The following is a 23,370-nucleotide window of genomic DNA, read 5'->3' on the forward strand; positions in this document are numbered from 1 at the left end:
GGTGTCCGGAATCCGGCGGTGCTCCCCGAGACAACGGGTGCACCGCCGCACAACCTGCGCGGTCCTCGCGCTGGTGGCCGCGTTCCTCGGAGCCAGCGGCGACGCCGGAACCCACGGGGCGCGTTTCGTGGTCGTGGAGGCCGCGACGGGAGCCGTCGCGTTGTCCCGCCCGGTGGACGACGGGCAGCAGGTACGCCTGGAACACACCCACTCGGTGACGAAACGTCCCGTGACCACGGTGTTCTCGCTCGACAGCACGGCCGGGCTCGCGATGCGGGAGATGAGGTTCGACACCTTCGGGGCCAACCTGCCGGTCGGGCCGGAGCGTATCGGGGAGGAGACGACGACGTTCCTGCGCGGGGAGGACGAGTACCGGGTCCTCCACCACGACCGTCCCCTCGGGGCAGTGCGGCTCATGGTGGGCGGGCCGGAGGTGGACCACACAGTGACCCTTCCCGGCGGCGAACGGGTGCGGCTGCTTGAGCTCGTCGCTTCGGGAACGTCGGTCACACTGGCGGTGCAGGCTCCCACGCCCCGGTGAGGAAACCGCCGCGGTTCGGAGCCGACGACGACAAGGAAAGGTGCCATGGCCACAGAGCCGACATCCCCCTCGGCCGTGGACAGCGCCGGGCGCGTGGTGACGGGAGCAGGGGACGCGGAACCGCAACGCTCCCGAACCGCCGAACCCGCCGGGACCCGGCAGCTGCGTGTCGGTTGGCGCTGGGTGGTGTTCACCGTCGCTCTGTTCCTCAGCCTGTTCCATCTCTACACCGGCTACACCGGAACACTGCCCGACCTGCAGCAACGTGCCCCGCACCTCGCTCTGGGGCTGGTACTGGTCTTCCTGCTGTACCCGGCCCGGCCACGGGAGACCACCCGACAGCGGTGGTTCGGCTGGGGACTGACCGCCGCGGGCGCGGCACTGCTCGCCTACCTCGCGGCGACGGGCGTCGCCGAGTGGTACGTCCTCGCCCCGTCCCTGGGGGTGCTGGTGGTCGTGCAGGCCGTCCGGTACCTGCCGTGGAGTCTGCTGGGTGTCCCGGCCGGCGATCTCGTCCTGTCGCTGCTGGGGCTGCTCTGCGGGGCCTACATGTTCTTCTCCCACGAGGAGATCCTCGAGACGGCGGGGCTCATCGCGCCGGACAGCGTCGCGGTGGCGACCGTCGGCATCCTGCTCGTCCTGGTGGCGACCCAGCGCGTCCTGGGAACCGCCCTGGTCGTACTCGCCGGTGCGATGCTCGCCTACGCCTACTTCGGCCCCTTCCTCCCGGGCTTCCTGTTCCACAGTGGTTACACCCTCGACCGGATCATCTCCACCGTGTTCCTGGGAACCGAGGGGGTGTTCGGTACACCGATCGGGATATCGGCGACGTTCATCTTCCTCTTCCTGATCTTCGCCGCGATGCTGCAACGCACCGGAATGGAGCGGTTCTTCACCGACCTGGCTCTGGGAAGCACCGGATGGGCGACGGGCGGGACCGCCAAGGTCGGCGTCGTCACCAGCGCTTTCACCGGCACGATCACCGGGAGTTCGGTGGCCAACACCGTCAGCAACGGCGCGTTCACGATCCCCATGATGAAACGCTCGGGGTACCGGTCGGAGTACGCGGGAGCGGTGGAAGCGGCCTCCTCCACGGGAGGCCAGCTCGCGCCGCCCATCATGGGAGCGGCGGCCTTCATCATGATCGAGTTCACCGGGCTCGCCTACATCCAGATCATCGTGGCCGCTGCCGTGCCCGCCGTGCTGTTCTTCGCCGCGCAGTTCGTGGTGATCCACTTCGACTCGAAACGGCTGGGGATCCGCGGCATCCCCCGGCGGGAACTGCCCGACCTGCGGCACCTCCTCGCCAGCAAGGGCTACCTCCTCCTCCCGATCGTCGGGATCTTCACGCTGCTGTCCGTGGGGTACTCACCCATATTCGCGGCGATGGGCGCCATCGCCCTCACCGTCGGAGTCAACGCCCTCGCGCAGGTGGTCACGGCGGCGCTCCGCCGCTGGCACGGGATGGACGACAAACTGACCCCGTGGTCCCTGCTGGAGGGACTGGTCGACGCGGCCCGCATCGCGCTGCCGATCATCATCGCCTGCGCCACCGCCGGCATGATCGCCGGTGTCATCACGCTCACGGGGCTCGGGCTCAAACTCAGCAACGGTCTGGTCACCCTCGGGCAGGGGATGCTGCTGCCCACGATGGTGCTGTCGATGCTGGCCTGCCTCATCCTGGGGATCGGGCTTCCCACCACGGCCAACTACGTGATCACCGCCACGCTGGCCGCGCCGGCCATCATCACGATCCTGCAGCAGGACGCCTCCGAGCCGACAACGGCGATGCTGCTCATGGCGCATCTCTTCGTGTACTACTTCGGTGTCATGGCGGACATCACGCCGCCCGTCTGCCTCGCCGCCTACGCGGCGTCCGGGGTGTCCGGCGGCAATCCGATCCGGACAGGGGTGCAGTCGGTCCGGATCGCCGTGTCCGGGTTCGTCGTCCCGTTCATGTTCGTCCTCTCCCCCGAACTGCTGCTGCAGGGGGTGACGTGGGCGAGCGGCACCCTGGCCGTCGGCACCGGCCTGCTGGGCGCGAGCCTCGTCGGTGTCGCGGTGGTCGGTTACGTCAACGCGCCGATCAGCTGGATACTGCGGATCCCCGTGGCCGGGGCGGGGCTGGCCCTCCTGCACGGTGACTGGCGCGCCGACCTGGTCGGAGGCGCCGTGGCGGCGCTGGTACTCGCCCGGCACTGGTGGACGAGCCGCAGCACCGGCGGAGGCTCCGTGTCCACCCGAGTCGGCGCGGCCGACGGCGCGAGGGGGTGAGCCTCCCCGTCACCGCCCCCGGCACACGCGGCCCTGGAGGCACCCGCGCGCCGTTAGCCTGGAGACTATGGGTGAACAGCGCGGCTCCAAAACCTACGAGGTTCGCACATACGGCTGCCAGATGAACGTGCACGACTCCGAGCGGCTGTCCGGCCTGCTGGAGGACGCGGGGTACGAACGCGCGGCCGGCGACGGCCCCGCTGACGTCGTCGTTTTCAACACGTGCGCTGTCCGCGAGAACGCGGACAACCGACTCTACGGCAACCTCGGACACCTGCGTCCGACCAAGGACGCGAACCCGGGGATGCAGATCGCCGTCGGGGGGTGCCTGGCCCAGAAGGACCGCGGCGAGATAGCACGGCGCGCGCCGTGGGTGGACGTCGTGTTCGGAACGCACAACATCGGGTCGTTGCCGACGCTGTTGGAGCGCGCGCGTGTGCAGCGCGAGGCCCAGGTCGAGATCGAGGAGTCCCTCCAGTCCTTCCCCTCGACGATGCCCGCCCGGCGGGAGTCCGCTTACGCGGCATGGGTGTCGATCTCGGTCGGCTGCAACAACACCTGCACCTTCTGTATCGTTCCCCAGCTCCGCGGGAAGGAGAAGGACCGCCGCCCCGGTGACATCCTCGCCGAGACGCGCACCATGGTCGACGAGGGCGCGGTCGAGGTGACGCTGCTGGGGCAGAACGTCAACGCCTACGGTGCGGAGTTCGGGGACCGCCAGGCGTTCTCGAAACTGCTGCGTTCCTGCGGGGAGATCGACGGGCTGGAACGCGTCCGGTTCACCTCGCCCCACCCGCGGGACTTCACCGACGACGTCATCGACGCCATGGCCGAGACCCCCAACGTCATGCCGCAGCTGCACATGCCGCTGCAGTCCGGCTCCAGCCGGATACTGAAGTCGATGCGCCGCTCCTACCGCCAGGAGCGTTTCCTCGACATCGTGCGCAAGGTCCGCGAGGCGATGCCCCACGCGGCGATCACCACCGACATCATCGTGGGCTTCCCCGGAGAGACCGAGGAGGACTTCCAGGAGACGCTGAACGTGGTGCGTGAGGCGCGGTTCGCCTCGGCGTTCACGTTCCAGTACTCCAAACGGCCGGGTACCCCGGCGGCCGAGATGGAGGGCCAGCTCCCCAAGGAGGTGGTCCAGGAACGCTACGAGCGCCTCGTCGCGCTGCAGGAGTCCATCTCCGCCGAGGAGAACAGCAAGCTCGTCGGCCGTGAGCTGGAGGTGCTCGTGAGCGAGGGCGAGGGGCGCAAGAACAACGTGCGACGTCGTCTCTCCGGACGCGCACCCGACAACAGGCTGGTCCACTTCGCCGTCGACGAGGACACCACCATCCGTCCCGGCGACATGGTCACCGTCGGGGTGACCCACGGGGCGCCGCACCACCTGATCGCGGACTCCGGCGTGCGCTCGGTACGCCGCACCCCCTCCGGTGACGTGTGGGCGGCCCGCAACGGCCGGGAGCCGCAGCAACCCGGCGTCATGCTGGGAATGCCCACCGTCGGGGCGCCCCGGGAGGAGCCGGCCGCGGCGGGCGGTTGCTGCAACACCTGAGCGCAACACCACGCTGCGTGCGCAGCCGTGGTGGAACACCGGCCCTGCTGGCGGAGGCTCTCCGTCAGGCGCGGCGCTGCCCCGACGGAGGTACCGTCCCTGGTGAACCAGCGACGGTACCGGCCGGTATCCTCGTCGTGTGTTGGTCGCAGCCGCCGTATGCCCGTACCCGCCGTTACTCCTTCCGGAGGTCGCTCAGGGAGCCGCGGGGGAGGCCTCCCAGCTGCGCCGCGCCTGCGACCGGGCCGTGAGCTCGCTGCTCACCACGGCCCCCGACACGCTCGTGGCGCTGGGGCCCGGACAACGCAGCCAGTGGCACGCGGCGGATACGGGAGGCAGCCTCGCCGACTACGGCGTCTCCCTCCAGGTCGGACCGCCGCCACCGGTCCTGCCGCTGTCACTCACTGTGGCCCGCTGGCTCTGCGAGCGCGCCTCGGCCGCACCCGCGCGTTACCTGGAGATCGCCGCGGACGAACCGCCCGAGGAGTGCCTGTCCCGCGGTGCGGAACTCGCGTCCGCCGCGCCCCGGGTCGCGGCGCTGGTCATGGGGGACGGCAGCGCCCGCCGCACGGAGAACGCCCCCGGCCCCTTCGACGAGCGGGCCGCCGCGTTCGACACCATGGTCGCGCGCTCCCTGGACGCAGCGGACACGGAGACGCTGGCGGGATTGGAGCCGGAGCTCTCGGCGGAGCTGATGGCCGGGGGAAGGCCCGCCTGGCAAACGCTGGCCGGCGCGGCACGCGGAGCGGGGCTGCACGGACAACTGCTCGCGCACGAGGCCCCCTACGGCGTGGGCTATTTCGCCGCCCTGTGGAGCTGAGCCGCCGCTGCGGCGACGCCGGGAACACGGCACGGCGGGAGAGGGATTCCCCGCCCGTTCCCCTTGGCCGTAGGATTCGGAACTCCTGTTCCGTTCCCGGCAGAGGAGTGACCGTGGCGCGTTACGGACCCATGTTCGGCCCCGACATCACGTTCCTGGGTATCGACCGGTGCGATATGAGCGATCCGGCAAGCCTGCGGGGGGCGGAGATCGTCGTCCTCGGCGCTCCGTTCGACGGTGGTACGTCCCACCGTCCCGGTACCCGGTTCGGCCCCAGCGCGATGCGCGGGACCGACTACAAGCCCCACGACGGCACACGCCCCCACCTGGCGTTGCGCACCGACGCGCTCCGCGACGTCGACGTGCGGGACGCGGGCGACGTGGAGTGCTTCTCCGGCGACATAGAGACCAGCATCCGGCGTGTCGAGGACGCGGTCCACACCGTCACCGCGGCCGGCGCCGTCCCGGTCGTCCTGGGCGGCGACCACACCATCGCCCTGCCGGACGTCACCGGGGTCGCCCGCCACTACGGGTTCGGCCGCGTATCGGTCCTCCACTTCGACGCGCACGCCGACACCGGCGACATCGCGTTCGGCGCGCTGCACGGCCACGGGCAGCCGATGCGGCGCCTCATCGAGTCCGGTGCGGTACGCGGTGACCGTTTCGTCCAGCTGGGCCTGCGTGGGTACTGGCCGGAACCGGAAACCCTGGGCTGGATGGCACGGCAGGAAATGCGCTGTTACGAGATGAGTGAGATCCTCGACCGCGGCCTGAACACGTGCGTCCGTGAAGCGTCCGCACTCGCGATGGACGACTGCGACGCCGTGTTCCTCTCGATTGACGTCGACGTTGTCGACCCCGGGATGGCACCGGGCACCGGAACGCCCGAGCCCGGCGGCATGACGTCCCGCGAGCTGCTGGACACCGTACGCCGGGTGTGTGTGGAGCTGCCGGTGGCCGGTGTGGACGTCGTCGAGGTCGCCCCGCCCTACGACCACGCGGACATCACAGCACTGCTGGGCAACCGGGTGGTTCTGGAAGCCCTGTCCGGGATCGCCGCCAGGAGGCAGGGAGGAACCTGGCAACCCGCCCGCCCTCTGCTGGACGGGCGGTGAGAGCAGGGGAGAGGCCGGTCTCACCGAACCCGCCTGACCCGCGTCAGCCGGCGGCGATCGCCAACGCTCGTTCGGTCAGGTCGGGAGCGTCGTAGGGGAGCCAGTGGATGCGCGGGTCGCGGCGGAACCACGACTCCTGGCGGCGGGCGAAGCGGCGGGTGGCACGCACCGTCTCCTCCCGGGCCGTCTCCTCGCCGTACTCGCCCGAGAGGAAGGACAGCACCTGCCGGTAGCCCAGTGCCCGGGAGGCCGTGCGTCCCTCCCGCAGCCCCCGCTCCTCCAACTCACGCACCTCGGCGACGAGCCCCGAGGCCCACATCCGGTGCACCCGCCGTTCGAGACGCTCGTCCAGCTCGGGCCGGGGGACGGACAGGCCGATCTGCAGGCACGGGTAGTAGGCCACGTGCTCGGGCATGGTGGCGGTGAAGGAGCGCCCGGTGAGCTCGACCACCTCCAGCGCTCGCACGATCCGCCGGCCGTTGCTGGGCAGGATCGAGCGGGCCGCTTCCGGGTCGCGCTCCGCGAGCCGGGCGTGCAACTGTTCCGGCCCCACGGTCGCCAGCGTGTCCTCCAGCGAGGCGCGGAGCTGGGGGTCGGTCCCGGGAAACTCCAGATGGTCCAGCGCCGCGCGGATGTACAGCCCCGACCCGCCCGTGAGGATGGGGACGCGGTTCCGGGAGCGCACCTCGTCGATCCGCTCGCGCGCCATCCGCTGGTAGCGGGAGGCGTCGGCGGCCTCGGTCACATCCCACACGTCCAGCAGGTGGTGCGGGACCCCCCGGCGCTCCGTGACGGGGAGTTTCGCGGTGCCGATGTCCATCCCGCGGTAGAGCTGCATGGAGTCGGCGTTGACGACCTCACCGGGAGGGTCGAGGCGCAGGGCCAGTTCTACGGCGAGATCGGACTTTCCGGATGCTGTCGGACCCACGACGGCGATCACATTGTTCGAACTGCTCACGGGTCCCAGTCTGGCAGTGCTGGGATCTAGGATGTGCCCATGCGATTCGCCAAGGGACACGGGACCGAGAACGACTTCGTGATCCTGCCCGACCCGGACGGGGAGCTGGATCTCACCCCGGCCGCCGTCACAGCGCTGTGTGACCGCAGGTCCGGGATCGGCGGCGACGGGGTGCTGCGGGTCATCCGAACGAGCGTGCTGGACGAGGAACTCCCGGAGGGTGTCGGTTCCCACACCTGCCCGTGGTTCATGGACTACCGCAACGCCGACGGCAGTCTCGCGGAGATGTGCGGCAACGGTATCCGCGTCTTCGCCCGGTACCTGCGCGACTCGGGACTCGCCACGGAGCGTTTCCTGCGCATCGGCACCCGGGCCGGCGCGCGGGAGGTGACACTCGAGGAGCACGGCGACGTCACCGTGGACATGGGGCCGGTCGAGGTGGACGGTCCCGGGAGCGCCGTGCTGGACGGGAGTTCCCTGAACGGTCGGGTGGTGTCGGTGGGCAACCCCCACCTGGCGTGTGAGGTGCGTGGCGGGGTCGACCGGATCGACCTGGGCGAACCGCCGCGGCTGGACCCCGCCCAGTTCCCCGCGGGCGGCAACGTGGAGGTGTTCAGCCAGCTCGAGCCGGGGGTGCTGGAGATGCGGGTGTACGAGCGCGGGTCGGGGGAGACCCGTTCGTGCGGGACCGGCATCGTGGCCGCCGCCGCGGCGGCGACGCCCCGCGGCGAGGGGGCCACCTGGCGGGTTCGGGTACCGGGCGGGGAGTGCGTGGTGTTTCTGGACGCCGACGGAGCCCGGCTGCGTGGCCCGGCGGAGATCGTGGCCGAGGGCGACACCGCCCTGGTCTGAGGCCGCTCCGTCCCAGGACCTGTTCGGTGGACGCTTGTCCTGCTACGCGGTGCTCCCCGTACCGCCTGGCCGCGTTCTCGCCGGTCGGCAGAGGGGCCGCTCTGCCTCCCTCCCCGGCGTCGTCCGGCGGCGCTGGCCGCGCCGCTCGCCACGAACAGCATCCACCAGAACAGGGCCCTAGTCGGCGGTTGTCGTCGGTGTTCCCGGAACCAGGGCCGACGACGCCAGGCCGCGGATGGAGGCGTCCAGAACCTGGGTGGTGTGGGCGACCGAGATCGAACCGCCCGCGCGCTTCACGGCCGAGGCGATCTGCAGCGAGCATCCGGGGTTCCCAGCCACGAGCAGTCCGGCGCCGGTGGCGCGGGCATCCTCGCTCTTGCGGTCGCCGAGCTGCGCCGCCGTGTCCGGTTGCAGCAGGTTGTACACGCCGGCCGAACCGCAGCAGATCTCCGGGTTGGGCAGTTCGGCCACCTCCAGTTCCGGTACGGAGCGCAGGAGCTGGCGCGGCTGGTCGGCCACCCCCTGCCCGTGCGCGAGATGGCAGGCGTCGTGGTACGCCGCTGTCACCGGTAACGGGTGGCGCTCGGCCCGCGGCCCGAGGTCCGCCAGGTACTCGGAGAAGTCCACGGTGGCGGCGCCGAGCGCCTCGGCGCGTCGCGCCCACGTGTCGTCCCCCTCCTGCCTCAGTACGCGGCCGTAGTGCTTCATCGTCGCGCCGCAGCCGGCGGAGTTCACCACGACGGCGTCGACCCCGGCGCGTTCGAACGTCTCGACGGTGGCGCGCGCGAAATCGGCGGCCTCCCGCGGGCGTCCCGCATGCGCCGACAGCGCACCGCAACAGCCCTGGTCGCGGGGAACCACCACGTCGCACCCCTCGCTCGCCAGCACCCGGGCGGTCGCCGTGTTGACCTGGGGGAAGAACGACCCCTGTACGCAACCGGTGAGCATCCCCACCACGGCTCTGCGCCGGCCGCGAGCGGGGACACGTTCGGGCAGGGCGGGAACGCGGCTCGGCAGTGGCGGGGCGATGCGTTCCATCGTGGCCACCGAGGGGGAGAGGCGTTCCAGCAGGCCCGATCGGCGCACCAGCTGCTGCAGACCACTGCTCTGGTACGCCCGCATGGGGCCGCGCAGGAGGTCCAGTCGTTTCCGGTGCGGGAACAGCGCGAAGATGAGGGCACGCAGCAGGCGTTCCGCGGCCTTTCTGGTGTGCTCCTCCTCGACGCGGGCGCGGGTGGTCTCGATCAGCGCGTCGTAGGCGACACCGGAGGGGCACGAGCTCACGCACGCCAGACAGCCCAGACAGTTGTCGAAGGCCTGGACGGCGGCCTCGTTCAGTACGTCGCCCTGCTCGATCTGCCCCATCAGGTGGATGCGGCCGCGCGGTGAGTCCACCTCCTCGCCCCACAGCGCGTAGGTGGGGCACGTCGGCAGGCAGAAGCCGCAGTGCACACAGTCGCTCAGCAGGTCGTTGAAGGCCCGTTCGTCCGGTGAGGGCGGGGTCGGGTGGTTCACCTGGTCCTCCCAGTCGGTCGTGGCGTGCGCATCAGATACCGCCCGCGAAGCGCCCGGGTGCGAGTGTGTGGCACGGGTCGAGGCGGTCCTTGACCGCGCGCATCAGTTCCAACCCCGAGACATCCCCCCAGAGGTCCACTCCGTGCTCCAGCAGTTCCGGGGAGGCGCGCAGGACCGTGAGAGCCCCGTCGGGAAGGGAATCCCGGGCGCGGGAGAGAACCGACGCGGCGGTGGCGGGATCGGCCGTGCCGGGCAGGGCCGCGTACAACACGCCGGCTCCGGCCGAACCGCGAACGCCGACGTCCAGTCCGGCGTCGCGTCCGGCGTCGCGGAGGGCGGCCGCCGCTGCCGGTGCCTCGGACAACGGGACAGTGGTTTTCAGCACGGTGTCCTTCGGGGAGCCGGGAAGGCGTCCCCACCATTCCGGGAGTTCGTCGGTGACAGTGGAGCCGTCCATCAACCCGGCTATGTCCGCTGCCCGGCTGTCGATTCCTCCGCTGCTTCCCTCCACCAGCACGTGCAGGCCCGGCGGGGCCCCCGCGGGCCAGTCCAGCTCGACGGCGGCGGGAACGGCTTGGCAAGCGCGGATGTCGGCGAGCAGGGAGCGCAGGTGAGCGGGGGCGACCCGTTCCGCCGTGATGAGACGGGAGGCGGGGGGAAGCGGGTGGAGACGGAACGTCACCGAGGTGAGCAGACCGAGGGTCCCCAGCGCGCCGGTGTGCAGTTTGCCCAGGTCGTAGCCGGCCACGTTCTTCACCACCGTGCCCCCCGAGGAGGTGAGGACCCCGTCGGATCGGACCGTGGTCATGCCGATGATGAGGTCGCGTACGGGGCCGTGCAGCATCCGGCGGGGCCCTGACACCCCGGCCGCGACCAGTCCGCCCACGGTGGAGTCGGGGATCGCGGTGTCCACGGTGAGCCGCTGGCCGGCACGGGCCAGTTCCTCCTGCAGCTCGGCCACCGGTGTTCCCGCCCCCGCCTGGACGATGAGGTCGCCGGAGGCGTGGGAGATCCCGGTGAGGGCGGTGGTGTCGACGATGAGGTCACACCGGCGCGGCGGGTACCCCCAGTCGATCTTGCTGGCGTTGCCTCGGGCGACCACGGAGAGGTCGTGCCGCTGGGCCGTGGCGAGGAGCGACGCCGCCGCCTCGGCGTCCGGCGGGGTGCAGACGTGGCTCGCTGCGGCGGTTCCCGCGGTGTCGGTGGCTCCAGCCGGCCGGACCCGGACCCCGTCCGCTTCCAGTTCGGCTGTGATCCTCTCGGTGCGGGGGCGCGTCTCCATCGGCCGCCACGGTCCCTTCCGTCGTCAGAACAGTTCCGCCGATCCGTCGGACACCAGGGGGTGCTCGGTTTTCCGTACCCCCGGACGCTCGCCGCACAACCGGGGAGTGGGCAGGAGTTTCTCCGGGTTGGCGATGCCCGCCGGATCGAACGCGGCGCGGAAGCGCTCCATGGTCCGCACATCCGCAGGGGAGAACATACGCGGCATCTGGCACGCCTTGTCCACGCCGACACCGTGTTCGCCCGTGATGGACCCTCCGTGCTCGATGCACAGGTCCAGAATGGCCCCGGAGACCTCGGCGGCCCGCTCGGTCGCGCCGGGCTCGGAGTCGTCGAACAGGACCAAGGGGTGCAGGTTGCCGTCGCCGGCGTGGAACACGTTGGCGACCCGCACTCCCGACTCCGCCGACAGTTCCCCGATCCGGCGCAGCACCTCCGGCAGCGCGGTCCGCGGAACGACCCCGTCCTGCACGATGTAGGCGGGGCTGATACGGCCCATGGCCGCGAACGCCGACTTGCGCCCCTTCCAGATGCGCGCGCGTTCCTCCGGGTCGCTGGCGGTACGTGTCTCGAAGGCGCCGGCGGAACGGCACAGCGCCACGACCTCGGCGAACTGGGCCTCCACCTCCGGGGTGGGACCGTCGAGCTCCACGATCAGGACCGCTTCCGCGCCCGGAGGGTAACCGCAGGAGACGGCGGTCTCGGCGGCCTCGATCGACAGGGCGTCCATCATCTCGACGGCGGAGGGGAGAACCCCGGCGGAGATGATCGCCGACACGGCTTCCCCGCCGGCATCCATCGAGGTGAACGCGGCCAGTACCGTGCTCACCTGCTGTGGGGTGCGTTCCAGCCGCACGGTCACCTCGGTGGCGATACCGAGGGTCCCCTCCGAGCCGACGAACGCGCCGAGCAGGTCGTAGCCCGGCGCCTCCACCGCCTTACCGCCCAGGCTGACCAGTTCCCCCTGGGGCGTGGCGAAGCGTACGCCCCGGACGTGGTTCACGGTGAAGCCGTACTTCAGGCAGTGGGCGCCGCCGGAGTTCTCCGCGACGTTGCCGCCGACCGAACACACCTGCTGGCTGGAAGGGTCGGGCGCGTAGTAGTAGCCGTACGGTGCTGCAGCCCTGGTGATGTCGAGGTTGGCCACGCCCGGTTCCACGACGGCGCACTCGTTCTCGATGTCGATCTCGCGGATGCGCCGCATGCGCGACGTGACGATGAGAACGCCGTCGCTGTTGGGCAGCGCGCCGGCGGAAAGACCGGTCCCGGCCCCCCGGGGAACGAAGGGAACACCGTGCTCGGCACAGACCCGCACCGTCTCGACGAGTTGCTCCGGCGTGTCGGGAAGCACGACCACACCGGGCTGGGCCGCGTGGTACGCCAGCCCGTCGCTCTCGTAGGTGCGCCGACGGGTGCTGTCCGTGATCACGCCCTCGTCCCCGCAGATCGCGCGCAGCCGCGGGGTCAACGTGTCGACAGGATTCGGCATCGCGAGTCCGGCCCTTCCGCTCCGTCACACCGGCGGCCGGCAGGACCGCGCCTGGTGGCGCCACCGCGCACCGTTCCGTTGGCCGGACACGGTCCTGCCGGGAGTTGGTGCCTCCGACGTTACGGCATCCGCTCGTAGGCGGGAAGGGTCAGGAAGTCGGCGTACTCGTCGGCCAGCGCGACCTCGGTGAACAGTTCGGTGGCGCGCTGGTACAGGGCGGTGTCGAAGCTCTCCCCGACCGCCTCGCGGATCTTGGCGAGCTCCTCGTCGACGATGCGCTGGACGAGTTCCCGGGTGACCCGGGGGCCGTCGTCCAGGGTGACGTCGTTGTGCAGCCACTGCCAGATCTGGGAGCGGGAGATCTCCGCGGTCGCCGCGTCCTCCATCAGGTTGAAGATGGCGACGGCGCCGTTCCCGCCGAGCCAGGACGCCAGGTACTGCAGACCGACGCTGACGTTGTTGCGCAGGCCGGCCTCCGTGATGCCGCCCTGTGCGGTGTTGACCGAGAGCAGGTCCCCCTGCTTGATCGTTCCGGCGACGTCCTCGCGCGTCTTGTCGATCTGGTTGGGACGGTCGCCGAGGACACGGTCGAAGATCTCGCGTGCCACGGGGACGAGGTCCGGGTGGGCGACCCAGGAACCGTCGAAACCGTCGGTGGACTCGCGTGTCTTGTCCTCGCGGACCTTGGCGAAGGCGCGTTCGTTGACCTCGGCGTCCCGGCGGCTCGGGATGAACGCGGCCATGCCGCCGATGGCGTGCGCTCCCCGGCGGTGACAGGTACTGACGAGGAGTTCGGTGTAGGCGCGCATGAACGGTGCGGTCATCGTGACCGCGTTACGTTCCGGGAGCATGAACTGCCGGCCGCGGGTGCGGTGTGTCTTGATGACGCTGAAGAGGTAGTCCCAACGTCCGGCGTTGAGGCCGGCCGAGTGCTCGCGCAGTTCGTAGAGGATCTCCTCCATCTCGAACGCGGCGGGGATGGTCTCGATCAGCACGGTGGCCCGGATCGTGCCGCGCTCGATACCGAGCTTCTCCTGTGCGGTCACGAAGATGTCGTTCCACAGCCGCGCCTCGAGGTGGCTCTCCATCTTGGGCAGGTAGAAGTAGGGGCCTTTGCCCTTGTCGAGCTGGCGCTGGGCGCAGTGGAAGAAGTAGAGGGCGAAGTCGACGAGTCCCCCGGAGACACGTTGGCCGTTGACCAGGATGTGCTTCTCGTCCAGGTGCCAGCCGCGCGGTCGGACGACGATGGTGGCCAGCTCGGAGTCGTCGTTGAGCGCGTAGCTCTTGCCCTGGGGAGTGGTGAAGTCGAGCGTGCGGTCCAGCGCGTCCCGCAGGTTGAGCTGGCCCTCGACCATGTTCTCCCACAGGGGGGCGTTGGAGTCCTCGAAGTCGGCCAGCCACACCTTGGCCCCCGAGTTGAGCGCGTTGACCGTCATCTTCCGGTCGGTCGGCCCGGTGATCTCGACGCGACGGTCGGTGATCCCGGGAGCGGGGGGAGCGACGGTCCAGTTCGGGTCCTCGCGGATGTCGCGGGTCTCCGGAAGGAAGTCCAGGTCCGCGCCGGCGGATATCCGTTCCTGGCGACGTGTGCGCGCGGTCAGGAGCTCCTGGCGCCGCCCCTCGAACATGTGGTGGAGGTCGGCGATGAACTCGACCGCGTCGTTGGTGAGGATCTCCTCGTACCGCTCGTGTAGGGGGCCGGTGATCTCGACCCTGTCAGTGGCGCCCATGTAAAACCTTCCACAACACGAAAATAGGTTTTGGTATGTGGAATCCGACGCTACTCTTCCGTGCCGGTCGTGGTCAACGTTGCACGACTCTCATGTACTGTATAATTTTCTTTTCAAAAAAAGAAACGCTAAGTTTCTGGAAAAATTTGGCTCATTTTTGACTGTCTCGCGCAGCTTGTGCGGATGTGGCCGTGGTGTGGGACACGCTCGGCGGGAAAACGGGGTGTGGCGTACGGGTTGACATGCCATGATCCGCGGGAACAACCCACAGCAGCACGGTGTTGCCCTTACCGGAGGGATATGACTACTACTGACAACCGCGGTTTCGTGGCAACCGGACAGGGTGACCTGGACCTTGCCGAGCGCCAGGCACTGCGCCGCGTTCCTGGGCTCTCCACCGAGCTCACCGACGTCACCGAGGTCGAGGTCCGCTCCCTGCGCCTGGAACGTGTGGTGCTCATCGGAGTATGGACCACGGGTACCCAACTCGAAGCCGACAACTCTCTCGCGGAACTCAAGCAGCTCGCCGAGACGGCGGGTGCGACCGTGCTCGACGGGTTGACGCAACGCCGTTCGAAACCGGACCCAGCGATGTACGTGGGCCGGGGCAAGGTTTCGGAGCTGGGTGACATCGTCAACAGCACGGGGGCCGACACCGTGGTCTGCGACGGGGAGCTCACCCCCGGACAGCTGCGCCAGCTCGAAGAGAGCATCAACGTCAAGGTCATCGACCGGACCGCGCTCATCCTGGACATCTTCGCCCAACACGCCCGGAGCCGGGAGGGCAAGGCCCAGGTGGAACTGGCCCAACTCACGTACCTGCTCCCGCGGCTGCGCGGGTGGGGCGACAAGCTGTCCCGGCAGGCCGGCGGGCGTGCCGGTGGTGGTAACGGCGGCGTGGGACTGCGTGGCCCCGGTGAGCGCAAGATCGAGTCCGACCGGCGCCGGATCAACGCGCGCATGGACAAACTGCGGCGACAACTCGCCCAGATGTCCACGGCCCGGGACGTGAAGCGCGACCAGCGACGTGCCCGCCGGGTTCCTGCCGTGGCCATCACCGGATACACGAACGCCGGCAAGTCCAGTCTGCTGCACAGTCTGACGGGGGCCGGGGTGCTCGTGGAGGACGAGCTGTTCGCCACGCTGGACCCGACGGTGCGCCAGGCACACACCCCGGACGGTCGGCTGTTCACGTTCAGCGACACCGTCGGTTTCGTCCGGCACCTGCCGCACCAGCTCATCGAGGCCTTCCGATCGACCCTGGAAGAGGTCGCCCGGGCTGACCTCATCCTGCACGTCGTCGACGCCTCGCACCCCGAACCCGAGCAGCAGATTTCGGCGGTGCGCGAGGTGTTCCGGGACATCGACGCCCAGGACATCCCGGAAGTGGTCGTGCTGAACAAGACCGACGCGGCGGACCCCATCGCGCTCAAACAGCTGCGGACGCGGGAACCCAACGCTGTTGAGGTATCGGCGCACACCGGGAGCGGGATAACCGACCTCGTGTCGGCCACCGCTGACGCACTGCCCCGGCTCGACCGGGAGGTGGAGGTGCTCCTTCCCTACCGGCGCGGCGATCTGCTCTCCCGCATGCATGAGGAAGGGACGGTCCTGACCGAGGAACACACCAGTGAGGGCACGGCCGTGCACGCGCGTGTGCCCGAACTGTTGGCTGGGAAGCTGGACGAGTTCACCGCCTCCGTCTGTTAGCTGCGGCACGACGGGGAACCAGAGCCCCGGGCCGTGCGGTGTACATCCTCTCGTCGGATGGATTACGGTTTTAACGCATTGGCATGAGAGCGTGAGCTGCCGGGGCTCTGGATGCACTGTTCGCTCCCCGTCGTGCCATCCCAGCCGAGAACGAGGTCGCCTATGCCCGCCTATCGCCACAGGTTCGCCGCCGCAGTACCCAGTTGGCGTCTCTGATGCTTCCAGGTGGGCCGGTGAGACGATGACCGTACGGTTGCTGACGAACATCGGACGGTTGTGGACGGGCACTGACCTCCTGAGCAACGCGGCCATGCTGGTCAAGAACGACCGCATCGCCTGGGTGGGGCCAGCGGCGGAGCTTCCCCAGTACCTTCCCGGGGTCATCGAGGACATCGTCGATGTCGACGAGGTCGACAACCTCGGCGGTGGTCTGGTGACCCCCGGCTTGGTGGACGCGCACTGCCATCCGGTGTACGCGGGGAACCGGTACGCCGAGGTGGCGATGCGGGCCGGTGGGGCCACCCACGCCGAGATCGCCAGCGCGGGAGGCGGTGTCGCCTCCACGGTGACCGTCACCCGGGGAACGGACCCCTGGACCCTGTGCAACGCGGTACGGGAACGGCTCCGGCACTGGGTGCTCTCCGGATGTACCACGGTCGAGGCCAAGACCGGATACCACCTGACCCGGGACGGGGAACTCGCCGACATCCGACTGCTGCGCTCACTCGAGCAGGAACCCGGTATGCCGCGGCTGCACGCGACGTTCTTCGCCGCGCACGCCATCCCACCCGAGTACTTCGGGCGCCCCCATGACTACGTCGAAGCAGTGGGCACATGGCTCGGTGACGCCGCTCAGGCCGGGGCGGACGGCGTTGACGTCCTCTGCGACCACCAGCAGTTCAGCGCCAAGGACGCGCAGTGGCTGCTGGCCGCCGGTCGCGCGGCAGGGTTGCAGACACACATGCACGCCTGTGCCAAGCCCCGGCACGGTGCGGTGCGGATGGCCTCCGAGGCGCAGTGTTCGTCGGTGACCCCGATGGACGAGACGGACGAGGAGGACGTGCTCGCCCTGTCGAAGACGGGAACACCGGTGGTGGCCTGCCCGCTCGCCGCACTGCAGGAACGGAACAGCCCACCGATCCGGGCCCTGCTCGACCACGGCGTGCCGGTCGGGATCGGAACCGACCACAACCCCGGGCAGTCGGGGTCGATGTCGCTGCCGTTGGCGATAACGGTCGCCGTGGCGATGTTCAACATGAGCGTCCTGGAAGCGTTGCGCGCCGCGACCGTCGGCGGTGCGCACGCCTTGGGCATGACCGACCGCGGCATGCTCGCCCCGGGCAGCTACGCGGACATAGTCCAGTGGGACGCCGACCACGAGGGGGCGTTCGCCTGGGCCTACGGGCTCAACACGCTACGTGTCTGGCGCGGCGGCGAAACAATCCGCTGAGAGCCTCATGGGTGCTGAACCCTGCCGGCCCGCCCGGGCCGGGGACGCGCGGAGGCGGATCTCCACAGCCGACGGTTTCGGGGTGTCCCGAGAGACACCGGCTTTCTAACGTTGGCTCCATGTCGCTCCTGCACAGGAACGCGGAGGCCGCTGACGCCACAGCGCTGCAGCGGCTGTACTCGCTTGTTCCGGACGGTGCCGAGGCGCCGCACACGGGCGCCGCAACGGAATCGGACCCGCCGGCGCAACAGGACCCCACCCTGACGCACGACGTGCCCATACCCCCGCCTCCCTACGTCCGCACCGGCGACAGCGACAGCGGCCGCCCCGTGTCCGAGCCTGACGTTGCCGTCGTGTCCCGCCCCTGCGAGAGCGCGGAACCGACGTCCGCCACGAGCGTCGCCGAGACCCCGCCGGAGGCGGGAACCGGCCGGCCGGGTGCAGAACCCCCACCTCCCGGCTATCTCGACGTCAGCGACCTTCCCCACGGTCGCGCCCGGCTGCGGGAACTCGCCGAGCGGTTCCTCCCCGGCAGCGGTGAACGCCCCGGACTGACCAGAAGCGGTCTGTACGTCCTCCTCGGCGTGTGCGCCGTAGCCATGGTCGTCACCGCGTGGTTCACCCTCCGCGCGCATCCGGATCCGGAGCCCGTGGACGGGGGCCGCAACACCGGGAAACCGTCTCCCGCACCGGATACGGGACTGTCGCCCCACACGGGCTCACAGCGGGAGTCCCCCGAACCCACCGGGGACCTCGTCGTGCACGTGGGCGGGGATGTCGACGAACCCGGCGTGTACACCCTGCCCACCGGGTCGAGAGTCGCCGACGCGGTCGACGCTGCCGGTGGCCCCGTGGCCGGAGCGGACAGCGGCACGCTGAACCTGGCACGCCCGCTCGTGGACGGTGAACAGATCCTGCTCGGCGCCACACCCGCCCCCGCACCTGAGGCCCCCGGGCCGGCAGTGGGCGGCAAGGACGGCACCGCCCCGCTCGACCTCAACACCGCGACAGCGCAGCAACTCCAGGAACTTCCCGGTGTGGGGCCCGTACTCGCGGAACGCATCGTCGGCCATCGTGAGGAGAACGGCGGGTTCACCAGCGTGGAACAGCTGCACGAGGTCAGTGGCATAGGCGAGGCGCGGTTCTCTGACATAAGCGAACTGGTCCGGGTGAGTGGGACGGGTTGACCGCGCTGGGTACGGACGGTCCCGTCACGGCCGTGCCGTCAGACCTCCGTCTGGTGCTGCCGTCCGTGGGAACATGGCTGTGTAGCGCTTTCGTGCTCGGGGCGGGGACGCGAACGGCGGTGGCCACCGCCGTGTCCCTCCTCGCTCTTTCCCTGGCGGTGCCGCTCCTGGCATGGGGACTGCGTCGGCGCCACCACGGGACACGGTGGGTACTGCCCGCACTGGCCGTGACAGTGTGCGCGGCCGCCGGTGCTCTGGCCACGGGAGGACGCCTGGCCGGGGTCGACTCCAGTCCTGTTCCGGAACTGGCCGAACAGGAGGCGGACGTCGGCCTCCGCGTCGAGGTCACACGCGACCCGCGCCCCCGCGCCGAACCCAACATCCCCGGGCGTGACGAGTACGTCGTCCAAGCCCGGACCGAATGGGTGGAGGTCGACGGTGAACGCGTGCGTTCCCGGGTCCCCGTCGTGCTGCTGGCTCCGGGAGAGGATTGGAGCGAGCTGTTGCCCGGCCACCCCGTCCGGTTACGCGGCACGATCGTTCCCGCTGAGGAGGGATTGGTCGCCGGTCTGGTCCTGGTGCGCGGACCGCCCGCCGGAGTGGGGGAGCCCAACTGGCCACAGACGTGGGCGGGTGAGGTGCGTTCGCGGTTACGCGAAGCGGCGGCTACGCTCCCCGAACCCGCGGACGGCCTTCTTCCCGCTGTTGTCGTGGGGGACGTCGCCGAACTGGGGGAGGGGACGGAGGCGAACTTTCGCGCCACCGGCATGACCCATCTCCTCACTGTTTCGGGAGCCAACCTCGCGGTGCTTACCGGCGCCGTGCTCGCACTGGGGCGTTGGTTCCGCTGGCCGCCGTGGCTCGTGGCCGGTGCGGGGTCGGGGATGATCGCCGTGTTCGTTCTGGTGGCCCGTGCCGAACCCAGCGTTCTGCGTTCCGCCGTCATGGGAGGAATCGCGCTGCTGGCGCTGGCGTTGGGCCGCCAGCGGGCGGGGATCGCCTCACTGGCGGCCGCGGTGCTGGGCCTGGTGCTGTTCGACCCGGCTCTTTCCCGCTCCTACGGGTTCGCGTTGTCAGTGCTGGCGACGGGCGGAATCATGGTGCTCGCTCCACGATGGCGCGACCGGTGGTCAGCCCGGATACCCCGCTGGTTGGCCGAGGCCGTCGCCGTCGCTCTCGCCGCGCACGTCGCTTGTGCGCCGGTTCTGGTTCTGCTGTCGGCCGAGTTCAGTTGGGTCGCCGTACCCGCCAACGTGCTGACCGGGCCGTTCATGCCGGTCGCCACGGTCGGAGGGTTCGTCGTCGCCGGTGTGGCACTGCTGTGGCCGGCCGCCGCCGCGTTCGTGGCCTGGGTCCCCGGAAGCGTCGTCCTGTGGACGGGCGTTGTCGCCGCGGTGGGAGCCCGCGTTCCGCGCGGAGCTCTTCCCTGGCGGGACGACCCGCTCGGTGCCCTCGGGCTGGGAACGGTGCTTCTCGTTCTCCTCTACGCGGGCGGGCGTTTCCGGAGAGTGCTGGCAGCGCTGCTCGCCGCCGTGGGCGTCACCGCAGTGGTGACCGTGTGGATCGTCCCACCCTGGCCACCCGCCGGTTGGGCGGTCGTGGCCTGCGACGTCGGACAGGGGGACGCGCTCGTGCTCCACGTCGCCGAGGACCGGGCGGTCGTGGTCGACACCGGACCGGCCCCGCTCGCGGTCGACCGCTGCCTCACCGACCTGGGAGTACGCGACGTGCCCCTGCTGGTGCTGAGCCACGGGGACGCGGACCACACCGGCGGAATCACGGGCGTGCTCTCCGGACGCAGGGTCGGTTCCGTCCTTGCTCCCCGGCTGCCCTCCGGTTCGGAAGCAGTGCGGACTCTGGACGGCGCGGGCGTTTCGTGGCGGACCGCCGCCAGCGGGCAGCGTTGGCGGGTCGGGCCGTGGGAGCTGGAGGTGCTGTGGCCGCCTCCCGGAACCGACGGACAGGACAACGAGGCCAGCGTCGTCCTGCTCGCGCGCGGGGAACACGGCCCGGACGCGGGTCCGGTCAGCGTTCTGCTCACCGGTGACATCGAACGCGAGCAGCAGCGTGTCCTCCTGGGAACCCGGGAGATCCGGGAGGTGGACGTGCTGAAGACCCCCCACCACGGGGCCGGGGGCCAGGAGCCGAAGTTCCTCGCAGCGGCCCGACCGCGGGTCACACTCACCTCTGCCGGGAAGGACAACCCCTACGGCCATCCGGCCCCCGCGACGTGGAGGCTGCTGGGGGCGTTGACCAAAGCCAACTACCGGACGGACGAACACGGTGACATCGCGGTCGTCCCGCAGGCCGACGGTATGGCTGTGACATGGCGGGGTCGGCAGCGGTGAGAGGCGCGGACCGTGCCCGCGTGGTGGACTGGTCCCGGACCCCGGCGGTGGATGGCATGCTGCTGGTATGGGTTCCAGCTCCGTATCTCAGCTAACCGTCGTCGTCGGTGACGAGGAGCTCCTGGTCGACCGGGCGGTCGCCGAAACCGTGGCTGGCGCGCGTGCCGCGGATCCCCAGGTGGAGGTGCACGACCTGATGCCCTCGCAGGTGACAGCGGGCACTCTGGCTGAGGTCACGTCCCCCTCGTTGTTCAGCGACCGCCGTGTCGTGGTCCTACGCTCGGTACACGAACTCACGAAGGACATCGCCTCGGAGGTCACCCACCACGTGCACAACCCGGCCGACGACGTGATGCTGGTACTGACACACGCCGGAGGGGCGAAAGGCAAGGCGCTGCTGGACGCGGCGAGTAAGGCGGGGGCGAAACGGCTGAACTGCGCCAAACTCACGAAGAACACGGAGCGCGTGAAGTTCATCAGGGACGAGTTCTCCCAACAGGGGCGCCAGATCACGGCTGACGCGGCCCAGGCGCTGTTGGACGCGGTCGGCACCGATCTGCGGGAGCTCGCCGCCGCATGTACACAACTCGTCGCCGACACCGACGGCCGGGTGGACGAGAACACCGTGGCCCAGTACCACACCGGAAAGGCGGAGGCCTCCGGTTTCACCGTGGCCGACCGCGCCGTGGAGGGGCGGCTTCCCGAAGCGCTCGAACAGTTGCGCTGGTCACTGGCCGTGGGAACCGCACCGGTGCTGATCAACAGCGCGCTCGGCGGGGCGGTACGGGGGATCGCGGTCGTCGCCCAACCCCCGCCCGGTGTCGCCGATGCCGAACTCGCGAAACGCGCCAAGGTTCCGCCGTGGAAGATCAAGACGCTGCGCCAGCAGGCGCGGGGCTGGACCCCGGACGGACTGGCCCGTGCGCTACGGGTCGTCGCCGAGACCGACGCGTTGATCAAGGGGGCGGGACGCGACCCCAACTACGCCCTGGAACGCGCCGTACTCGAGATCGCTTCCGCTCGCGGCCGGAACTGAGACGTGCGCTCCCCGCCTCAGAGCGGACCGTCGTCCATACCGGCAGCGGTCCGTAACCAGTAGGCGATGTTGTGGTTCTGCGTCTCGGCCGTCTGAGGGAGGAGTTCGGGGAAAGCCCGGCTCCAGGCGACCGCCCGGGCGACGGCGCCCAGACGCAGGGCGGGCGCAACGAGGCGGCGCAGCTCGTGGACCGGCGCGGTGGCGGTCCACGGCTCCAGGTACGCGTCCCGGAGGCGCTCGAGGGCACGAGTGTCGTTTCCGACCTCTCCGCGGAGGAAACGCAGGGGAACCAGCAGGCTTCCCAACGGGTGGGCGACAGCGGCGTCCCCCCAGTCGAAGAACCGGTACCCGCCCTCCGTGAGGAACACGTTTCCCACGTGCAGGTCGGTGTGATCGAGCGAGCAGGGGAGGGGCCCCTCCCGCAGCGTCGCGCTGTCGGCGGCGATCCGGGACCGTCGCTGTTCCAGTTCCTTGTGGTCGTTTCCCAGGGCGCGGGCGACTCCCGGAGCGGTGAGGAAGGAACCCACATGCCGGTCGACGTTCCCGGGACGCAGGTCAGGGACGTCGAGAGCGACCAGGTCGCGAACACGGCCGCTGGAGCTCAGGCACCGTTGCAGCTCGGCGTAGGAGGCGAGCATTCCCTCCCACACCGGTGTGTCGTCCAACGACACCATCTGGTCGCGCAGCGCCGTCCCGCCCTCGGGAAGCAGGGTCCAGCCGCGCTTGGCGTCGACCCCCCACGGGGAAAGGACGCGCCCCGGCACCCAGGAGCGCAGAGCACCGACGAGCGCGGCCTCGAACTCGGATCCGGGAGCGTTGGCCTTGAACCACACCGGGCCGGCCGTGGAGGCGAACCGTGCCGTGCTCGACCAGGGGCGGACACGCACCCGCGGCGGCTGCGGCAGGAGCCGCACACCACGCTCGGCCAGGCGCTCCTCAACCCAGGACGTCACCTCGTCGCGCTGGACGGGGTCCTCCCACAGCGCGAGGCGAAAGTCACGGTACTCCACAGGGTCAGCGTAACCGTTTCCGGTACGGACACGCCGCTTCCGGGCACCCGCCACCCAGAGCCGGGAAACCGGCGCACGGCTGGGCCGGAACGCAGACAGCGCCCCGCCCGATCCACTCGTGGTGGAAGGGGCGGGGCGCTGTCCCACGGCTCGCGGCCGCCGTTACCGACCGATCGTCCGCAGCGATGGTGGAGAACACCTCACTTGGTGCTCTGCAGCTTCTCCAGACGCTTGGCGATGCCGCTCTTCCGGTTGGCCGCCTGGTTCTTGTGGATAACGCCCTTGCTAACGGCCTTGTCAAGCTGGCGCGCAGCGGAACGCTGCAGAGCGGTGGCGCGTTCGACATCCCCGGCATCGGCGGCCCGGCGGAACTTGCGGATCGCCGTCTTCAGCGACGACTTCACCGCCTTGTTCCGCATGTGACGCTCTTTGTTCTGCCGATCGCGCTTAATCTGCTGCTTGATGTTGGGCATGCGGAAACGTGCTCCAGATA

17 protein-coding genes and 1 pseudogene are annotated in these 23,370 nt (G+C 70.1%); 11 read left to right on the plus strand and 7 right to left on the minus strand.

Annotated elements, in window-relative coordinates; translation table 11 throughout:
- Positions 1-37: 37 nt before the first annotated feature.
- The 5 genes from FHX37_RS04555 (at position 38) to speB (ending at position 6,311) form a co-directional block, all read left to right on the plus strand.
- Positions 38-541, plus strand: a complete 504-nt coding sequence (locus FHX37_RS04555; protein WP_246062067.1) for a DUF1850 domain-containing protein — start codon at positions 38-40, stop codon at positions 539-541.
- Between the two features lie 45 nt (positions 542-586).
- Positions 587-2,815, plus strand: a complete 2,229-nt coding sequence (locus FHX37_RS04560) for a TRAP transporter permease (RefSeq protein ID WP_141922309.1) — start codon at positions 587-589, stop codon at positions 2,813-2,815.
- 67 nt (positions 2,816-2,882) lie between these two features.
- Positions 2,883-4,376, plus strand: a complete 1,494-nt coding sequence (gene miaB, locus FHX37_RS04565; protein WP_141922310.1) for a tRNA (N6-isopentenyl adenosine(37)-C2)-methylthiotransferase MiaB — start codon at positions 2,883-2,885, stop codon at positions 4,374-4,376.
- A gap of 139 nt (positions 4,377-4,515) precedes the next feature.
- On the plus strand, positions 4,516-5,196 hold the full coding sequence (locus FHX37_RS04570; RefSeq protein WP_141922311.1) for a class III extradiol dioxygenase subunit B-like domain-containing protein: 681 nt from the start codon (positions 4,516-4,518) through the stop codon (positions 5,194-5,196).
- A gap of 113 nt (positions 5,197-5,309) precedes the next feature.
- On the plus strand, positions 5,310-6,311 hold the full coding sequence (speB, locus tag FHX37_RS04575) for an agmatinase (protein ID WP_141922312.1): 1,002 nt from the start codon (positions 5,310-5,312) through the stop codon (positions 6,309-6,311).
- Positions 6,312-6,354: 43 nt separating this feature from the next.
- Here speB and miaA read toward each other — a convergent pair whose 3' ends face one another.
- Positions 6,355-7,269 carry a tRNA (adenosine(37)-N6)-dimethylallyltransferase MiaA gene (gene miaA, locus FHX37_RS04580; protein ID WP_246062068.1) on the minus strand — a complete coding sequence of 305 codons (915 nt, stop codon included), beginning with the start codon at positions 7,267-7,269 and terminating at the stop codon, positions 6,355-6,357.
- 39 nt (positions 7,270-7,308) lie between these two features.
- On the opposite strand from miaA, the gene dapF reads away from it, so the two are divergent.
- The gene (gene dapF, locus FHX37_RS04585; RefSeq protein WP_141922313.1) at positions 7,309-8,121 is read left to right on the plus strand and encodes a diaminopimelate epimerase; all 813 of its coding nucleotides are present in this window, start codon (positions 7,309-7,311) and stop codon (positions 8,119-8,121) included.
- Positions 8,122-8,298: 177 nt separating this feature from the next.
- Here the strand turns inward: dapF and FHX37_RS04590 are convergent, their stop codons facing one another.
- From FHX37_RS04590 to aceB, 4 genes are all read right to left on the minus strand, one after another.
- Positions 8,299-9,636, minus strand: a complete 1,338-nt coding sequence (locus FHX37_RS04590; RefSeq protein ID WP_141922314.1) for a (Fe-S)-binding protein — start codon at positions 9,634-9,636, stop codon at positions 8,299-8,301.
- 31 nt (positions 9,637-9,667) lie between these two features.
- Positions 9,668-10,918 (minus strand): FAD-binding oxidoreductase, encoded by a 1,251-nt coding sequence (locus FHX37_RS04595; protein WP_141922315.1) that lies wholly within the window; start codon positions 10,916-10,918, stop codon positions 9,668-9,670.
- A 24-nt stretch (positions 10,919-10,942) separates the two neighbouring features.
- The gene (locus FHX37_RS04600; protein ID WP_141922316.1) at positions 10,943-12,406 is read right to left on the minus strand and encodes an FAD-linked oxidase C-terminal domain-containing protein; all 1,464 of its coding nucleotides are present in this window, start codon (positions 12,404-12,406) and stop codon (positions 10,943-10,945) included.
- 119 nt (positions 12,407-12,525) lie between these two features.
- Positions 12,526-14,136 carry a malate synthase A gene (gene aceB, locus FHX37_RS04605; protein ID WP_141922317.1) on the minus strand — a complete coding sequence of 537 codons (1,611 nt, stop codon included), beginning with the start codon at positions 14,134-14,136 and terminating at the stop codon, positions 12,526-12,528.
- 300 nt (positions 14,137-14,436) lie between these two features.
- Between aceB and hflX the strand changes: the two genes are divergently transcribed.
- The 5 genes and pseudogenes from hflX (at position 14,437) to holA (ending at position 21,867) form a co-directional block, all read left to right on the plus strand.
- On the plus strand, positions 14,437-15,846 hold the full coding sequence (gene hflX / locus FHX37_RS04610; RefSeq protein ID WP_246062069.1) for a GTPase HflX: 1,410 nt from the start codon (positions 14,437-14,439) through the stop codon (positions 15,844-15,846).
- Between the two features lie 241 nt (positions 15,847-16,087).
- Positions 16,088-17,296, plus strand: coding sequence for an amidohydrolase family protein (locus FHX37_RS04615; RefSeq protein ID WP_141922319.1), 1,209 nt, complete (start codon positions 16,088-16,090; stop codon positions 17,294-17,296).
- Between the two features lie 119 nt (positions 17,297-17,415).
- Entirely contained in the window at positions 17,416-18,483 is a 1,068-nt protein-coding gene (locus FHX37_RS23435) for a ComEA family DNA-binding protein (RefSeq protein WP_141922320.1), read from the plus strand.
- Positions 18,484-18,515: 32 nt separating this feature from the next.
- Entirely contained in the window at positions 18,516-20,831 is a 2,316-nt protein-coding gene (locus tag FHX37_RS04625; protein WP_246062070.1) for a ComEC/Rec2 family competence protein, read from the plus strand.
- 56 nt (positions 20,832-20,887) lie between these two features.
- A pseudogene (holA, locus tag FHX37_RS04630) lies at positions 20,888-21,867 on the plus strand (DNA polymerase III subunit delta).
- 17 nt (positions 21,868-21,884) lie between these two features.
- Here the strand turns inward: holA and FHX37_RS04635 are convergent.
- Together FHX37_RS04635 and rpsT are read right to left on the minus strand one after the other, a co-directional pair.
- Entirely contained in the window at positions 21,885-22,877 is a 993-nt protein-coding gene (locus FHX37_RS04635) for a phosphotransferase (RefSeq protein ID WP_246062071.1), read from the minus strand.
- Positions 22,878-23,077: 200 nt separating this feature from the next.
- Positions 23,078-23,350, minus strand: a complete 273-nt coding sequence (rpsT, locus tag FHX37_RS04640) for a 30S ribosomal protein S20 (RefSeq protein ID WP_141922324.1) — start codon at positions 23,348-23,350, stop codon at positions 23,078-23,080.
- Between the last annotated feature and the right edge of the window lie 20 nt (positions 23,351-23,370).

Origin of the sequence: Haloactinospora alba, assembly GCF_006717075.1 — a bacterium.
GTDB lineage: Bacteria > Actinomycetota > Actinomycetes > Streptosporangiales > Streptosporangiaceae > Haloactinospora > Haloactinospora alba.

What these genes read in the sequence shown, in the direction of transcription:
- FHX37_RS04560 (WP_141922309.1), top strand. Translation starts at nt 587, where the DNA reads ATGGCCACAGAGCCGACATCCCCCTCGGCCGTGGACAGCGCCGGGCGC.
- rpsT (WP_141922324.1), bottom strand. Translation starts at nt 23,350, where the DNA reads ATGCCCAACATCAAGCAGCAGATTAAGCGCGATCGGCAGAACAAAGAG.
- miaB (WP_141922310.1), top strand. Translation starts at nt 2,883, where the DNA reads ATGGGTGAACAGCGCGGCTCCAAAACCTACGAGGTTCGCACATACGGC.
- FHX37_RS23435 (WP_141922320.1), top strand. Translation starts at nt 17,416, where the DNA reads ATGTCGCTCCTGCACAGGAACGCGGAGGCCGCTGACGCCACAGCGCTG.
- aceB (WP_141922317.1), bottom strand. Translation starts at nt 14,136, where the DNA reads ATGGGCGCCACTGACAGGGTCGAGATCACCGGCCCCCTACACGAGCGG.
- FHX37_RS04595 (WP_141922315.1), bottom strand. Translation starts at nt 10,918, where the DNA reads ATGGAGACGCGCCCCCGCACCGAGAGGATCACAGCCGAACTGGAAGCG.
- FHX37_RS04615 (WP_141922319.1), top strand. Translation starts at nt 16,088, where the DNA reads ATGACCGTACGGTTGCTGACGAACATCGGACGGTTGTGGACGGGCACT.
- FHX37_RS04600 (WP_141922316.1), bottom strand. Translation starts at nt 12,406, where the DNA reads ATGCCGAATCCTGTCGACACGTTGACCCCGCGGCTGCGCGCGATCTGC.
- dapF (WP_141922313.1), top strand. Translation starts at nt 7,309, where the DNA reads ATGCGATTCGCCAAGGGACACGGGACCGAGAACGACTTCGTGATCCTG.
- hflX (WP_246062069.1), top strand. Translation starts at nt 14,437, where the DNA reads ATGACTACTACTGACAACCGCGGTTTCGTGGCAACCGGACAGGGTGAC.